This is a genomic window from Rhodomicrobium sp. R_RK_3, assembly GCF_002198715.1.
Classification (GTDB): domain Bacteria; phylum Pseudomonadota; class Alphaproteobacteria; order Rhizobiales; family Rhodomicrobiaceae; genus R-RK-3.
This window is the reverse complement of the sequence record NZ_MWLK01000008.1, coordinates 67,536-83,002: the sequence shown is the minus strand read 5'-3', so window position 1 is coordinate 83,002 and position 15,467 is coordinate 67,536. Positions and strand designations below refer to the sequence as shown.

Below are 15,467 nucleotides of genomic sequence, written 5' to 3'. Positions count from 1 at the left end.
CGCAAGGAGCCATTTTGATGATGAGATTCCATGGACATCTGGCGCGAACCGCCCATCTCTCCGGCCGCCTCGCCCTCAGCGCCCTGCTCGCAGGTTCGGTGCTTACTCATGCGGCGGCGCCGCTGCACGCGGGCACCGGCGATTTCATCGGCGGCCTGGGCACCGGCATCATCATCAACGAGATGCTGAGAGGCGGGCAGAACGGCCAGCGGCAGCAGCGCCCGAGCGGCGAGGCGCCCAGGCAGCGCTCGCACAGCCCGCGCGGGCCGGAGCGCCAGGAAAGCCAATATGGCGAGGGCCACAGGGTCCAGCAGGCGCTCACCACGCTCGGCTTCTATAATGGCGCCATCGACGGCGACGGCGGCACCAAGACCCAGGCCGCGATCCGCCGCTATCAGGAATCCAAGCAGATCCCGCAGACCGGCGTTCTCGACGAGGAACAGCGCGGCCTGCTGAAAGCGGAGGCGGATCTGCATAGCGCGATGGCATCGCTCGGCTCGCCCGATGTCCGGCCCAGCTCCGACCGGGATCAGAAAAAACGCGTGCAGGCGGCGCTGAAGGCGCTCGGCCATTATACCGGCGAGATCGACGGCTCGTTCGGCCAGGGCACGTCCAAGGCCATCGCCGCCTATCAGAAGGCCGCCGGCATGTCGACGTCCGATACGCTTTTGCCGGAACAGGAGAAAAAACTCGTCTCCGACGCCCATGCCAGCCTGAGCCAGACGCTGGCGAATATCGACAATCAATTTGCGGCCATCGCCGGCCGGCAGGTCGCCGGAGGCGGTGTGACCGGCGCCACCCCCGTGCTGCGCAGCGTGCCGCTGGCGCCCGCCGCCAAGGCCATCGCGGGCAATGCGAAGAGCCTGCCGCCGGTCGAGGCCGTCAAGGACGGGCTGACGCCAAAGCGCAAATATGACGTCGCGGTGGTGATCGGCAATAAAAGCTACCGCCAAAAGGACATCCCGGAAGTCGCCTATGGCGTGCGCGACGCGGAAGGCATCCGGGCGCTGCTCGTCAACGACATGGGCTTCGATCCGCAGAACATCATCTGGGCGCAGGATGCGAGCCAGGCCGAGATGCTGGCCATTTTCGGCTCGTCCGACAATGCCAAGGGCAAGCTCTGGCGCTATATCGATCCCGAGGGCCGCTCCAACGTGCTGGTCTATTATTCCGGCCACGGTGCGCCGGACGTGAACTCGCACACACCCTATCTGCTGCCTGTCGACACCGACCCGAACGCCATCGCCATCAACGGCTTCTCGCTCGACCTGATGTATAAGAATCTCGGCCAGCTCCAGGCGAAATCCGTCTCCGTGCTGCTCGACGCCTGCTTCTCCGGCGGCAGCCATAAGGGCATGCTGATCCAGAGCGCCTCGCCGGTCATGGTGAGCGCGGAAATGCCGAAAACCGCCGCCACCAGCCGCCTGACCGTGCTCGCCGCCGCCGACGGCAACCAGCTCGCGAGCTGGGACGACGAAAAGGGCCACGGCCTGTTCACCAGTCAGGTCATCGAGGGCTTGAAGGGCCCGGCCGATGCCAATGCCGACGGCAAGATCACGCTCGGCGAGTTGCATGCCTATGTCCGCGAAACCGTCGCCCGCCAGGCGCGGCGCGATTTCGGGCGCGAGCAGACGCCCAAGCTGATGGGCGATCCGAACAGCGTCGTCGCGGTTCTGACCCGCTAGATCGGGATGGCCGCGGCATCCGAACGGCGAAGTGGGGCGGTTCCGTGCCGCCCCACCGCTTATGCGGGGCCGATCGCCTCCGACCGGGGCGGACCGTCATCGGCCGAGGCTTGCGGCGCCGGGGGATAGGACAGGGGGACGAATGCGCGGGGCCGTCGGACAGGGCGGGCAGTGGCGGAATGGCTCGGCTCGACCTCCCGCCTCGAGGGCGATGGCGGCGGCGCTGTTCCGTCTCGCTGCGGCCCTGGCGCTGGCGGCGGCGCTCGCCGGCTGCCGCGAGACGGATGTCGATGAAAGCCTGGTGCGCGTCGTCATCAGGACGCAGACCAGCCTCATCACCGGCACCGGCTTCGTCGTGGCGCCCGGCTATGTCGTCACCAACCAGCATGTCGTCGACGCGGAAGGATCGCGGCCGCAGCAGATGGTGGTGTTCCGCGAGAGCGACGCCGAACATCCGCATCAGGCCAGCGTGCGCTGGTCCTCGGCCGAGCTCGACCTCGCCGTGCTGCAGGTCGCCGGCCTCGCCGCCCCGGCCCTGCCGATCAATGACGGCCCGCTGGAGAAAGAGGACCGGGTGCGCGCCATCGGCTTCCCCGGCGCCTCCGACATCGTCGACACGCGGGGCGATGCCTTCTTCATCTCGACCCGCACCTCGGGGGAGGTCAGCCGCGTCTTCTCCGCCGATTGGAAGGACCGCGGCCGCCGGGTCGAGGTCGTGCAGCACACGGCGGCGGTCAACCCTGGCAGCTCCGGCGGCCCGCTCATCAACGGCTGCGGCGAAGTCGTCGGCGTCAATACGCTCGGCGCCGCCGCCGAGATCAGGGCGGGCGCGGGGCCGCTGCGCAACAAGCTGCAGGTCGACGTCAATCAGGCGACCTTCTTCGCCTCCCACGCCAAGGAGCTCGCCTCCGTGCTCCGCGTGCTGAATCTCGGCGCCGAGATCCGCTCGCGGCGGTGCTCGGGCTCGGCCTGGCGCGCGGCCGGGGCGCCCGCCGCCATCCTGGCCAGCGCCGCCGTGCTGACCGCCATCGCGCTGTTCTATCTGCACGCCGCGCGAGGCGCGGGCGGGGCGGCGCAGGAGGCGCCCGGCCACCGATTCACCACCGCGCTTCGCAACGGACGCTTGCCGAACGCGCCGCCGGGCGAGGGCCGCTGGCTGCTGCAAGGCCGGCTGCCGGACAGCGGCGCCGAGATCCGCCTCGTGCTCGACGAGACCCGCATGGGCCGCGCCGGCGCCGTCATCATCGGCCGCGACCCCGGCTTCTGCGATCTCGTCGTGCCGCATGCGACGGTCTCCTCGCGCGGCCATGCCAAGATTTTTCGCGGCGCGGAGGGGCTGATGCTGTCCGACCTTCGCTCGACCAACGGCACCGAAGCCGACGGCGTCAAGCTCGGCGCCGCCGGCAAGCCCGACGCCATCCGGCTCCGCGACGGGCTGCGGCTGCGCCTCGGCGGCGTGCAGCTCTCGGTGAAACACGATGCCCGCCAGCGCCAGACCGGAAGAGGCTGATCCCATGACACAAACCCATCGCCTCGCACTGCCCGCCGGCACCCGGTTGCGGGATTACGAGGTGCTCGGCGTGCTCGGCCAGGGCGGCTTCGGCATCACCTATCTCGGCCTCAACACCGCGCTCGATCAGCGCGTCGCCATCAAGGAATACCTGCCCGGCGCCTTCGCCATGCGCGACGGCAATACGCTCTCGGTGCAGCCCAACGGCGCCGACAGCGAGCAGGTCTTCCACTGGGGCCTGCAGCGCTTCCTCGAGGAGGCACGCATCCTCGCCCGCCTCTCGCATCCCAATATCGTCCGCGTGCTCTATTTCATGAGCCTCAACGACACCGGCTACATGGTGATGGAGTTTCTGGAGGGCAAAACCCTCGGCGCCTGGCTGAAAGAGCGCGAACCGGCGCCGATCACCCAGGACGACGTGCTGCGCATCCTCGACCCGCTCACCGACGCGCTCGCTCTGGTGCACGACAATGGCCTCGCCCATCGCGACATCAAGCCCGACAATGTCTTCATGCGCCAGGGCACGACGCCTGTGCTGATCGATTTCGGCGCCGCGCGCAATGTCTTCACCGGCCGCAGCGAGACGGTCGCGGCGATCGTCACGCCGGGCTACAGCCCGAACGAGCAATATAGCGGCACCGTCAATCAGGGCCCCTGGACCGACATCTACACGATGGGCGCCGTCGTCTACCGCATGGTCGTCGGCGACGCGCCCGCCGATGCGCCGAGCCGCATCGCCCATCTGATGGAGGGGCGGCCCGATCCCTGCCTGCGCTTTGCGGAGGTGGCGGGGCCGCGCTTCGATGCCTCCTTCGTGCGCGCCGTCGATTGGGCCATGCGGCTGCGCGCCGACGAACGCCCGCAAAGCGTGCGCGAATGGCGGCAGGCGCTCGGACTCGGCCAGCGCTTCGCCAGCGCGCCGACCGCGGCCGATCCGCCCGCCACCGCCCGCACGGAGCCGCGCCCATCCTCGGGCCTCTGGCCGCCGACCGCGCCGCATGAGGGACCGGCCGCCGCCTCGCAGGTCTGGAGCGGCGCGGCTCCCGCCGCGTCCGCGCCGCTGCCTTTGTCGCTGCCGGTCAAGGCCGGCCCGCTGGCCTGGATGATCGCGGCGGGCCTCGGCGCGGCGCTGGTCGCGGGGGCGGCGCTGTTGTGGTGGCCGCAGCGCGAGGGCGACCGCATCGGCGACAGCCTAGCCCAGGCTTTTCCGCTCGGCACGCTCGGCGCCCAGCCGCTCAGCGTCAGCGACAGCATCGGCGGCGGCGATCCGGTGGATGTCGTCCGCTTCGAGCTCGCCGCCGACAGCGAGGTCTCGCTGCGCCTGGACGGCCCGGGCGGCGGCGCGTCCTTGCGCCTGACCGATGCCGATGCGCGGCCCGTCCCCTTGTTCGGCGACGGCGCGAACCGGCTGGCGGAACTGCGCCGTGGCAGCTATGCGCTCGAGATCGCTTCGCAATCCTCGCACAGCCAGCGCTATACGCTGCAACTGCAAGGTCTCCCGCTCTCGGCCCGAGCGCGGCCCGGCGCCGAGCCGAAAACCGCGCTCGACCTCGCCGGCCGGGGCGCTTTCGACGGCGAGGCCGTGCTCTATCAGGGCCGGATCTGGCCCGGCCCGGGCGAGCAGTTCTTCAAGCTGAGCCTCGACCATCCCGCCCGCGTTGCGATCGCCATCGAGGCGCCCGGCGCCTCGGGCAGCCTGTCGCTGACCGATGCCAATGGCGGCGCCACCGCCACCCGCCAGATCGCGCCGGACCGCGCGGAACCGCTGATCCAGGAGCTGGCGGCGGGCCGCCATTTCATCGCCGTCGGCTCGCGCAGCGACGCGCCCTGGGCCTACCGGCTGAAGGTGAAGGTCGACGGCCTGCCGCGATTGCGCGATGTCCCGCAGGCTTCGGAGGATGAAGGGCGCAGCTTCGAGACGGCGCAATTGCTGCCCGAGCCGCTGGCGGACCCGCAGGCGTTCGACGTCCGTATCCCCGAGGGCCAGAGACAGCGCTATTTCGCCCTCCGCGTGACCCGCTCCGGCACGCTCGCCGCGACCGCTTCCGGCGACCGCTTCGAGGCGCTCGAGCTGTTCCGCGCCGGCAATGGCGACCCCGCCGCGCGGGCGACCGGCCAGGCCGCGATTTCGCTGCTGACCAACGTCGAGCCCGGCCCCTATGTGCTGCGCGTCGCAGCCTCCGCCGGGCCGGCCAGCGGCAAGCTCGCCGTGGCGATGAGCGCCAAGGCGCTGCTGGGCGCCAGCGAGGAGCAGCCGGTGGTGCTCGGCTCGGTCGGCCTGGGCGGGATCGAGCATTCGGCGGCCTTGCGGAAGGATGAGCCGGAAAACTGGCTGGCCTTCGGCCTGGATCAGGGCCAGCAAATCGGGCTGGAATTGACGCGGGCGGATGGCGGCCCGCTGCCCAAGGGCATGGTCGTCTCGCTCATGGACCGGGAAAGGGACCGGTCGCGCGCCTTCTTCACGCGCGAAGACGGCGAAATTCTGAGCCAGACCATGCCGCTGGAAGCCGGGCGCTATCTGCTCAAGCTGCGCACGCCGGAGGGCCGGTCGCTCGACTATGCGCTCAGACTCTACGGCATCGCCAAAATCCCCGCGCGGCCGGCGGGCGGCGAGTCCGGCCTTCCGCGCCGTCTCGAGGCGGGTTCCGGGGCGGCGGCGACGGGCGTCGTCGGCGGCAAGGACGGCGCCGAGCGCTTCAGGCTGCGGGCGGATGGGGGCGCGCCGCTGACGCTGCAGCTCGACGACCTCGAGCAGAACGCCGATCTCGTGGTGCTCGCCGAGGATGGCCGGGTGCTGGCGGAGAGCCGCCGCACCGACGCGCGCATGGAGGACGTGCGCCTGCGGGGCGACGAGGGCGACCTGACCGTCAAGGTCGAGACCGCCAGCCCTTGGCTGACGCCCTACCGGCTGCGCCTTATCCCGCAAGCCAAGGCGCCCGAGCCGGGTGCCACTGCCGGCATCGAAGCCGCCGCCGGCGATACGCTCTGGCAGGCCAGCGCCGGCGTCCGCCTCAAGGACGGCCTGACGCGGCAGGAGGCGTTACGGCTGGCCAAGGCGCGCGCGCGGGCCAAGCTGATCGAGGCGGCGCGGCAAGGCGGCAAGGCCGCGCCCGAGCCGTCCGAAAAGGCGAGCGCCGCGCAGCTCCTGGCGGCGATCCAGGACGGCATCCCCTATCGCGAGAAATGGCAGGCGCGATGGCTAGGCGAGGACCAGCTCGCCGTGACGCTGCAGGCCCGCATCCAGAGGCCGCGCGGCGACGACGTGCTGACCGCTTCGATCCCCGATGCCCGCGTCGCCGCCGGGCAGCAGATCGTCGTGTCGGTGAAGGCGGCGGAGGCATTGCGGGCCGGGCTGTTCGCCTGGCAGGCAGACGGCACCGTGCTCCGCCTCTCCCCGCGCGATGGCGAGGAGGCGCTGAGTCTGGCGGCGGGCGAGAAGCTGCGCGCGACCGACAAGGTGCCCGGCGGCGTCACCAGCGCGCCGATGCCCGGCGCCAAGGCCAGCGAGGAGGCCATCGTGGTGCTGGCCTGTCCGGGGCCCGCCGATTTCGCCGCGCTCGCCCCGGTCCCCGGCAGCACCGCCCAGTCGAGCCTCACCGCCGCCATCGAGACGCCCGCCTTTTTCGAGGCCGTGACGGGCCTGTGTCCCGGCAAGCTGGTGGTCCGTGTGCTGAGCTACCGCGTCGAGGATAAAAGCGGCTAGGCCGGGATCGATCTGGCCGGAACCAGCGCGCTTCTCCCTGCCGCAACTCGGCTCACGCTCTAGGATCGTATCCCGCACCCTCGGATCCGCTCAGAATTTCAGCCGCGATCCGACCACGACGCCGTACCACGGCTCGGTCGCGGCGTTGCCGGATTCGGCGGTGCGGATCTCGGCGTCGAAATGGTTGAACACCGCGTACATCTCCAGGGCCGCCGCATCGAATTGCTGCACCGCGCCGACGCCCCAGCGCGAGACCTCGGTGCCGGTGATGCCCTCGGCGGCGATGGTCGGGGTGCTGCCGGGCGAAAAGGCCGAATAGCCCAGCAGGATGTCGCCATATTCGCCATATTCGCCGTAGAGCGTGGTGGCGCCGAAGGGCATGACGCGCTTTTCGATGCCAGCCTGCGCCATCCACATGGTGCCGTCATCGGGATTGTCGGGGCCGGCCAGCGCTTTGTCCGACAGCTCGACCCGGCCGGCGGCGAGATTGCCGAACAGGCCGGTCGGCATGTGCATGACGGAAACCGAGCCGCTGGCGATCTTGGTCTCGTTCGGATAAAGGCTGGCATTGGTCGCGTCGCCGACATAGAGATAGCCGGCCCCGGCCGCGATGCGCACTGAATCCAGCTCCTTCTGGAAGCGCAAGGCCGCGTCCCAGCTATCGTCCTCGCCCCAGGCGGCCGAGGCCATGAAGCCGTAGAGCACAGGGCTGTCGTAACGGATGAAATCGCCGCGGTCGCCTTCGAGGCCCCAGGCGACATTGCCCCAGGTCAGGCCGGTATAGCCGCCATCCTCGCTCCGGATGCCGAAGGACTTGTTGTGCCAGGTGACGGCGTCGGTCTTGGCCCGCGACAGGTCGATGGTGGTGATGCCATCGGTCGCCGAGCTTTGCTGGCCGAGCGTGACGCGGCCGAAACGCTCGCCCTCGATATACCAATTGGCAAGGCGGGTCTCGAAGGCGGTATCGCCGGGGCCTTCGTCATTGGCCTGGTTGACGAAGAGCGAGGAGGAATCGGTGAAGCCCAATTCGATGACGAAGCCGGTGCGCCAGCCCGCCCCGACCGTGCCCTCGCCCGAGACATTGAGGCGGGATTCCTGGTCCGCGCCGGCATTGTCGACGACATAGGCATCCGACTGCCGGCCATCATCCCAGATCAGCAGCGCCTTGTTGACTTCGCCCGACACCGTCAGCGAGACGGCGCGGTTGCCCTTGCGGGCGGACGCCGCTTCAAGTTCGGCGACGCGCTCTTCCAGATCGGAGCAGCAGGCGGGGCCGGGATCGGCGGCGAAAGCAGCGCCGGCGGACAGAAGCCCGGGCAGCAGGACCACGGCAAACAGTTTCATTGCATTCGACATCATGGCGCAAATGTCCCCTCGAAGGTTTGGCCAGGAACGGGATGTCCGGCGCGGCAGGCGCGCCCTCTCGGACATCGGCGAGACCTTGAACTCAACGCGAACAGGCGGACCCGGCTGGCCGGAACCGTCAGGCCGCAGCCTTCGGGGGCGTTGCCCGAAGCGGCTGCAGGCGGCGATACGCCGGCGGAGCGGTTGCTCGACGCCGCGCGGAAGCAAAATTTGTGACGTGCAAATATGGCGCGAGCACGGTCCGCGCGTGGCCGGACTCGCACAGTTTTGTGATGCAATCTCAGGTAGTTAGCGCAAAAATTGCACGCCCGTCGACCTGCACACGCAGGCGGTTTCGGAGTGCAAGTTTTACCCCAGACGAAATCCCCGCGAAGGCAGGGATCCAGCAATCACAAACTCAAAATGAGCTTTCTGCCACACCGCTTGCGCTGCGGCGTACTGGATCCCCGCCTTCGCGGGGATTTCGATTGCGGTCTAATCGTCCGCGCCTTCGCGCTGGATGTGCAGGGTGGTGCCGCAATGTTTGCAGTGCACGGCGTCCGGGTCGTGGCGCATCAGGCCGCAGGTGGGGCATTCGTGGCGGACCTTGTTCGGGCGGTAGATGGTCTGGATCAGCCGCAGGAACAGGCCGACGCCGACGATCATGATGAAGATCGACAGCAGACGCCCCACAGTGTCCTTGAAGGTGATGTCGCCGAAGCCGGTGGTGGAGAGGGTCGAGACGGTGAAATAGAGCGCGTCGACGAAATTGTTGATGCCAGGATGGCGCTCGCCCTCGATCACATAGACCACCGCCGACATCACGAAGATGAAGACCAGGAGGTTGAGCGAAGCCTCGATCGCCTCGCGGTTTTTGCGGGCGAAGGAATATTCGCGGTAGACGTCGCGCAGCAGATGGTAGGAGCGGAACAGCCGGACGGCGCGGGCGGCGCGCAGGAACAAGAGGCTGCCGGTGATGACCGGCACCACCAGCGAGATCAGGACGACGAGGTCGGTCCAGGTCGAGAGCTGGCGGAAATAGGCCGATGGCGGTTCGTTGATCCACCAGCGGGCGAGAAAGTCCACGAGCAGGATGAAGGCGACGACCAGCCCGGTGGCGGTCAGCCAGGGCTGGCTGGCGACGAAGGAGGTCGAGATGAAGAAGACGATCAGCGCGATCTCGAACAGCAGCGAAGCGATGCGAAAATTGCGCGCGGCAGGCGTGTCGCCGAAATAGAGCCGGCTCACTCGCTGGCGCAGGCTGGCATCCATGTCCGGCGTCCCCGTTGTTCCGCCGGATAATAACAGGCCAGTCCGCGCTTTGATCCATCGGCAAAAAGCCGGCGGATCGGCCCGCTACATGGCCGCCGAGCTGCGCGCGATGGCGGCGACGCCGGTGCGGGCGACCTCCACGAGCCCGATCGGCTGCATCAGCGCGATGAACTGGTCGATCTTGGAGATGCGGCCGGTGATCTCGAACACGAAATGCTCGGTCGAGGCATCGACGACCTGGGCGCGGAAGGCCTCGGCCAGACGCAGCGCTTCCACACGCTTCTCGCCCTTGCCCGCGACCTTCACCAAGGCGAGCTCGCGCGCGATCGGATTGCCGCCGACCGTCATGTCGGTGACGCGGTGGACGGGCACCAGCCGGTCGAGCTGGTTGCGGATCTGCTCGATCACCATCGGCGAGCCTGTGGTCACGATGGTGATGCGCGAGAGGTGCTTCTCGCTCACCGTCTCCGACACCGTCAGCGAGTCGATATTGTAGCCCCGGCCGGAGAACAGGCCGGTGACCCGAGCCAGGACACCGGGCTCATTGTCGACCAGAATGGCCAAAGTATGCTGTTCGCGAACGTCCTGGCGGTTGCTCATCGTGTTTCCGGTTCGGTTCGGGTTGGCGTCCGGCATTCGCAGCCGCGACCCCCGCGCGATGGCGGGGAGTCCGGCCGCATATTATGCATCATGCTTGTCGCTGGCACCCCGCCGCGGCGGGCATGACAGGCTCTAGACCATCACCTTGCCTTCTTCGGAGACGGTGTAGTCGATGTCGTCGCCGGCGAAATCGTCGGCCAGCAGCATTTCATTGTGGCCCGCGCCCGAGGGAATCATCGGGAAGCAATTGGCCAGCTTATGCACGCGGCAATCGAAGATCACGGGCTTCGGGGTCTCGATCATCTCCATGATGAGATCGTCGAGCTGGTCCGGCTTGTCCGCGCGCAGGCCGACGCAATGATAGGCTTCGGCCAGCTTGACGAAATCGGGCAGCGAATGGGTATAGGAGTGCGAATAGCGCCCGCCATGCAGCAGCTCCTGCCACTGGCGCACCATGCCCATATATTCGTTGTTCAAGATGAAGATCTTCACCGGCAGCTGATGCTGGATGGCGGTGGACATCTCCTGCATGTTCATCAAGATCGAGGCCTCGCCGGCAATGTCGATGACCAGCGCCTGCGGATGCGCCGTCTGCACGCCGATGGCGGCGGGCAGGCCGTAGCCCATGGTGCCGAGGCCGCCCGAAGTCATCCAGCGGTTCGGCTTGTCGAAGCGGTAATATTGCGCCGCCCACATCTGATGCTGGCCGACTTCGGTGGTGATGTAGGTGTCGCGGTCCTTGGTCAGCGCATAGAGCCGCTCGATGGCATATTGCGGCATGATGACGTCGGAGCGCGGCTTGTAGTGCAGCGAATTGCGGCCGCGCCAGTCGGCGATCTGGCCCCACCATTTCTTCAGCGCCGTCTTGTCGAGCTGCGGCGCGCGGGCGCGCCAGACCCGGATCATCTCCTCGAGCACATGCGCGCAATCGCCGATGACCGGCACATCGACCTTCACCGTCTTGTTGATCGAGGACGGGTCGATATCGACATGGATCTTCTTCGAATGCGGCGAGAAGGCGTCGAGCCGGCCGGTGATGCGGTCGTCGAACCGGGCGCCGATATTGATCAGCACGTCGCATTCATGCATGGCCAGATTGGCTTCGTAGGTGCCGTGCATGCCGAGCATGCCGAGCCATTGCCTGTCGTCGGCCGAATAGGCGCCGAGCCCCATCAGCGTCGAGGTGATCGGATAGCCGGTGAGCTGGACGAATTCGCGCAAGAGCTGGCTCGCCGCCGGGCCGGAATTGATGACGCCGCCGCCCGTATAGAAGACGGGCCGCTTGGCGCTGACCATCATTTCGACGGCGTCGCGGATGGCGGTGGCATTGCCCTTGAGCTGCGGACGGTAGGTCTTGTGCACGACGCGGCTGGGGCCGGTATAAGGCCCCTTGGCGAATTGCACATCCTTGGGGATGTCGACGACGACGGGGCCCGGCCGGCCGGATTTGGCGACGTAGAACGCCTCATGCAGCACGCGCGCCAGATCGTTGATGTCGCGGACGAGGTAATTGTGCTTGGTGCAGGGGCGGGTGATGCCGACCGTGTCGCATTCCTGGAAGGCGTCGCTGCCGATCAGATGCGTGGCGACCTGCCCCGTGATGCAAACCAGCGGAATGCTGTCCATCAGCGCATCGGTCAGGCCGGTGACGGCATTGGTCGCGCCGGGGCCGGAAGTGACGAGCAGCACGCCGACCTTGCCCGTGGAGCGCGCATAGCCTTCCGCCGCATGCGCCGCGCCCTGTTCGTGGCGGACGAGCACATGACGGACCTGGTTCTGCTTGAACAGTTCGTCATAGATCGGCAGGACGGCGCCGCCCGGATAGCCGAAAATATCTTCGACACCCTGGTCTTTCAGCGCTTCCAGCACGATTTCCGCGCCGGTCATCATGCGGGCCATCAGTCAACTCTCCAACTCTTGCGAATGGTCAGTGCCCTTATTCTTGTGCCATTATGCACAAGACAGTTTTGCACAATAAAGGGGCCTGCCCCATCCATTTTTCAGGCAAGCCCCGGAACACCTTTAAGACATAATCCGGGCGGGGGTGACCGTCAACGGTTTTAGCGCACGAAAACGAACGTTTTTGCGGCGCATTCTTTCCATTTATTGCGCGAGAGCGGTCTTCCACGACATCATATTGCTGCGCGCCCAGGTAAGCTGCCTTTTGGCATATTGCCGCGTTTCCGTCTTGGCCTCGGTCAGCGCCGCTTGCCAACCGAGCACACCGTCGAGAAAGGCAAGAAACGGCCTGACGCCGAGCGCCCGCATCGCCGGTAATGAAGGGTCGAGCGCAAGCTCCCGCAGCGCCCTGACTTCGTCGAGCACGCCCGCCGCCACCATGCGGTCGAGCCGTGCGTCGCAGCGGGCGTAAAGCGTCTCGCGGGGCGGGCAGACATAGAGCAGCTCGGCCTCGCCGGCGGCGAGCAGCGGCTTGCCCGCAACGGCCTGCCACTCCAGCAGCGAGCGCCCGGTCGCCTCGATCACCTCCAGCGCCCGCACGATGCGCTGCGGATCGGACGGCGCCAGCTTTGCCGCCATCTCCGGGTCGCGCTCGCGCAAAATCCCATGCAGCGCGCCGCTATCGAGCGTCGCCGCCTCGCTGCGCCAATGCAGCCGCACCGCCTCCGGGATCTCCGGAACCGGTGACAATCCCTCCAGCAGCGCCTTGAAATACAGCCCCGTGCCGCCGGTGATGACGAGGGGTGGTCCGCCCGCCCGCGCGGCCTCGATGAGCCGCGAAATATCCGCCAGCCACGCCGCCACGGAATAGGGCTCGCCGGCGGGGCGGAAACCGTAGAGCCGGTGCGGCACGGCGGCCTCGTCGGCTTCATCCGGTCTCGCCGTCAAAATGCGCAAGTCCCGATAAACCTGCATGGAATCGGCATTTACCACGATGCCGCCACCGTCCTGCGCTAACCGCATTGCCAGAGCGGACTTGCCGCTCGCCGTTGGTCCTGCAATAAGAGTAAAAAGGTTTTTCGGCTTTGGCCCATTCATCGCTTCCGGCGCCCCTACGCCCATGTCCCATGTCCTGACGCTCATCGGCGCTCCCGGCGCCCGCGATATCGTAGAAGCCATCGCGGAGGATTTCCGCAGCAGCGTCGGCGCCAGCCACGAGCCGTTCTGGCTCTCGCCCGAAGCCTGCGACATCACCTTCCGCGCGGCCAATGAAGACGCCATGGCAGCCGCCCGCGCCGTGGTGGATGCGATTCCGCCCGGCGCGCCCGTCGACAAGCTGATCCAGCCGGTCGAGGGGCGGCGCAAGCGTATGCTGGTCGCGGACATGGATTCAACCATCATCCAGCAGGAATGTCTCGACGAGGTGGCCGGCCTCGCCGGCATCGGCCCCAAGATCGCCGCCATCACCGACCGCGCCATGCGGGGCGAATTGCCCTTCGAGGACGCCCTGCGCGAGCGCATCGCTCTGCTCGCCGGCTTCCCGGAAGCCAAATTGCAGGAGGTACTGGACCTCCAGATTGCGCTGACGCCGGGCGCCAGGCAGCTTGCCGAAACGATGCGCGCCCATGGCGCCCGCACGGTGCTGGTCTCGGGCGGCTTCACCTTCTTCACCCGCTGCATCGCGGAACGCGCCGGCTTCGACGTCGATTACGGCAACCGCTTCATCATCGAGAACGGCATGGTGACCGGCGTCGCCGATCCGATCCTCGGCCAGAACGCCAAGCTCGAGGCGATGAGCCGAGAAGCGGTTCACGCCGGCATCGGCCTGAAGGAGGTCATCGCCGTCGGCGACGGCGCCAACGACCTCGCCATGCTGAAGGCGGCCGGCCTCGGCGTCGCCTATCACGCCAAGCCGATCGTCGCCGCCGAGGCGAAAGCCCGCATCGACCATGGCGACCTGACGGCGCTGTTGTTCCTGCAGGGCTACCGCGTCGAAGATTTCGCATCACAGGATTAGGGGGATAGCGCCGTGAAGATTTGCATGATCGGGGCGGGCTATGTCGGCCTGGTGTCGGCCGTCTGCTTTTCCGAATTCGGCTGGACGGTGAATTGCGTCGACAAGGACCCTGACAAGATCACCCGGCTGCGCCAGGGCGAGATCCCGATCTACGAGCCGGGCCTGGAAGAGCTCCTGATGCGCAATGCCGAGAAAGGCCGCATCAATTTCTTCACCGACCTCGCCGCCGCCGCGCGCGATGCCGATCTCGTCTTCCTCGCCGTCGGCACGCCGATGCGCCGCGGCGACGGCTATGCCGATCTCTCCTATGTCTACAAGGCGGTCGAGGAACTGGCGCCGCATCTGTCGGGCTATACGGTCATCACCACCAAATCGACCGTGCCGGTCGGCACCAGCCGCGAGATCGAGCGCCGCATCCGCGACATCCGCCCCGACGCCGATTTCTCCGTCTGCTCCAATCCCGAATTCCTGCGCGAAGGCTCCGCCATCCAGGATTTCACCCATCCGGACCGTGTGCTGGTCGGCGTGGATGATGACCGCGCCCGCGCCGTCATGGAGCGCGTCTACGAGCCGCTGCGCCTGCGCAACGCGCCGATCATCTTCGTCAGCCGCGAATCGGCCGAGCTGGCCAAATATGCGGCGAACGCCTTCCTGGCGCTGAAGATCAGCTTCATCAACGAAGTCGCCGATATCTGCGAAGAGGTCGGCGCCAACGTCCAGGAAGTGGCGACGGCGATCGGTTCCGACCGGCGCATCGGCGATAAATTCCTGCATCCCGGCCCCGGCTATGGCGGCTCCTGCTTCCCCAAGGATGTCGCGGCGATGATCCGCACGGCCCGCGAGGCGCGCGCGCCCTTCACCATCATCGAGCAGGTCGAGAAGGTGAACAACGAGCGCAAGATCGCCATGGCGACGCGCATCGAGCGGGCGGCGGGCGGCAATGTGCGCGACAAGCGCATCGCCGTCTTCGGCGTCACCTTCAAGCCCAATACCGACGACATGCGCGACGCGCCGAGCCTCGTCATCCTGCCGCTGCTCGCCGAGCGCGGCGCGACGGTGTCCGCCTACGACCCGCAAGGCCGCAAGCAGGCCGAGCCGCTGCTGCCCGGCGTGAACTGGTGCGCCAGCGCGCTGGAGGCGGCCAAGGACGCGGACATCGCCGTGGTGCTGACGGAATGGAACGAATTCCGTGCGCTCGACCTGCGGATGCTGAAGAAGCAGATGCGCGGCGACGTGCTGGTCGATCTGCGCAACGTCTTCCGCGCCGATCACGCCCTGCGCTGCGGCTTCGCCTATTCGAGCATCGGGCGCCCAGTGGCCGGCACGGCGTAACCGGGGCGCCGGGTTTCGGCCGCGCCCTGTGCGCCTGAGGGGACTTCCGCCGTCGCGGGGCGCTTAAGCGGGGGCAGTTGCGATGAAACCAATCGGCACCATCAT

General features: G+C 67.6%; 10 protein-coding genes. 5 read left to right on the top strand and 5 right to left on the bottom strand.

Translation table 11 applies throughout. The features are described 5' to 3' along the window. Positions 1 to 17 precede the first annotated feature (17 nt). The 3 genes from BLEFHOIH_RS04120 to BLEFHOIH_RS04110 all read left to right on the top strand — a co-directional run bounded on the left by BLEFHOIH_RS04120 (position 18) and on the right by BLEFHOIH_RS04110 (position 6,898). Positions 18 to 1,685: a peptidoglycan-binding protein gene (locus BLEFHOIH_RS04120; RefSeq protein ID WP_088343248.1), complete on the top strand. Its 1,668-nt coding sequence runs from the start codon at positions 18 to 20 to the stop codon at positions 1,683 to 1,685. A 142-nt stretch (positions 1,686 to 1,827) separates the two neighbouring features. Next, positions 1,828 to 3,195 (top strand): trypsin-like peptidase domain-containing protein, encoded by a 1,368-nt coding sequence (locus BLEFHOIH_RS04115; protein WP_170936989.1) that lies wholly within the window; start codon positions 1,828 to 1,830, stop codon positions 3,193 to 3,195. A 4-nt stretch (positions 3,196 to 3,199) separates the two neighbouring features. After that, positions 3,200 to 6,898, top strand: coding sequence for a serine/threonine-protein kinase (locus BLEFHOIH_RS04110; RefSeq protein WP_170936988.1), 3,699 nt, complete (start codon positions 3,200 to 3,202; stop codon positions 6,896 to 6,898). Positions 6,899 to 6,988: 90 nt separating this feature from the next. Here the strand turns inward: BLEFHOIH_RS04110 and BLEFHOIH_RS04105 are convergent, their stop codons facing one another. From BLEFHOIH_RS04105 to miaA, 5 genes are all read right to left on the bottom strand, one after another. After that, the gene (locus tag BLEFHOIH_RS04105) at positions 6,989 to 8,257 is read right to left on the bottom strand and encodes a porin (RefSeq protein ID WP_170936987.1); all 1,269 of its coding nucleotides are present in this window, start codon (positions 8,255 to 8,257) and stop codon (positions 6,989 to 6,991) included. A 480-nt stretch (positions 8,258 to 8,737) separates the two neighbouring features. Then, entirely contained in the window at positions 8,738 to 9,514 is a 777-nt protein-coding gene (locus BLEFHOIH_RS04100) for a potassium channel family protein (RefSeq protein WP_088343244.1), read from the bottom strand. Positions 9,515 to 9,598: 84 nt separating this feature from the next. After that, positions 9,599 to 10,114, bottom strand: a complete 516-nt coding sequence (gene ilvN, locus BLEFHOIH_RS04095) for an acetolactate synthase small subunit (RefSeq protein ID WP_210191633.1) — start codon at positions 10,112 to 10,114, stop codon at positions 9,599 to 9,601. 132 nt (positions 10,115 to 10,246) lie between these two features. Continuing rightward, the gene (locus tag BLEFHOIH_RS04090) at positions 10,247 to 12,013 is read right to left on the bottom strand and encodes an acetolactate synthase 3 large subunit (RefSeq protein WP_088343242.1); all 1,767 of its coding nucleotides are present in this window, start codon (positions 12,011 to 12,013) and stop codon (positions 10,247 to 10,249) included. 204 nt (positions 12,014 to 12,217) lie between these two features. Beyond that, positions 12,218 to 13,036 (bottom strand): tRNA (adenosine(37)-N6)-dimethylallyltransferase MiaA, encoded by an 819-nt coding sequence (miaA, locus tag BLEFHOIH_RS04085; RefSeq protein WP_348626024.1) that lies wholly within the window; start codon positions 13,034 to 13,036, stop codon positions 12,218 to 12,220. A gap of 97 nt (positions 13,037 to 13,133) precedes the next feature. Here miaA and serB point away from each other — a divergent pair, with 97 nt between their 5' ends. Together serB and BLEFHOIH_RS04075 are read left to right on the top strand one after the other, a co-directional pair. Beyond that, a complete protein-coding gene (serB, locus tag BLEFHOIH_RS04080) occupies positions 13,134 to 14,030 on the top strand; it encodes a phosphoserine phosphatase SerB (protein WP_088343240.1) in 897 nt (298 codons plus the stop codon). 12 nt (positions 14,031 to 14,042) lie between these two features. Then, positions 14,043 to 15,362 carry a UDP-glucose/GDP-mannose dehydrogenase family protein gene (locus BLEFHOIH_RS04075; RefSeq protein WP_088343239.1) on the top strand — a complete coding sequence of 440 codons (1,320 nt, stop codon included), beginning with the start codon at positions 14,043 to 14,045 and terminating at the stop codon, positions 15,360 to 15,362. The last annotated feature ends 105 nt before the right edge of the window (positions 15,363 to 15,467 follow it).

Excerpts from the sequence above, each read along its gene's own strand:
- BLEFHOIH_RS04120 (WP_088343248.1), top strand. The coding sequence starts at position 18 with ATGATGAGATTCCATGGACATCTGGCGCGAACCGCCCATCTCTCCGGC.
- BLEFHOIH_RS04115 (WP_170936989.1), top strand. The coding sequence starts at position 1,828 with ATGCGCGGGGCCGTCGGACAGGGCGGGCAGTGGCGGAATGGCTCGGCT.
- BLEFHOIH_RS04110 (WP_170936988.1), top strand. The coding sequence starts at position 3,200 with ATGACACAAACCCATCGCCTCGCACTGCCCGCCGGCACCCGGTTGCGG.
- BLEFHOIH_RS04105 (WP_170936987.1), bottom strand. The coding sequence starts at position 8,257 with ATGATGTCGAATGCAATGAAACTGTTTGCCGTGGTCCTGCTGCCCGGG.
- BLEFHOIH_RS04100 (WP_088343244.1), bottom strand. The coding sequence starts at position 9,514 with ATGGATGCCAGCCTGCGCCAGCGAGTGAGCCGGCTCTATTTCGGCGAC.
- ilvN (WP_210191633.1), bottom strand. The coding sequence starts at position 10,114 with ATGAGCAACCGCCAGGACGTTCGCGAACAGCATACTTTGGCCATTCTG.
- BLEFHOIH_RS04090 (WP_088343242.1), bottom strand. The coding sequence starts at position 12,013 with ATGGCCCGCATGATGACCGGCGCGGAAATCGTGCTGGAAGCGCTGAAA.
- miaA (WP_348626024.1), bottom strand. The coding sequence starts at position 13,036 with ATGCGGTTAGCGCAGGACGGTGGCGGCATCGTGGTAAATGCCGATTCC.
- serB (WP_088343240.1), top strand. The coding sequence starts at position 13,134 with ATGTCCCATGTCCTGACGCTCATCGGCGCTCCCGGCGCCCGCGATATC.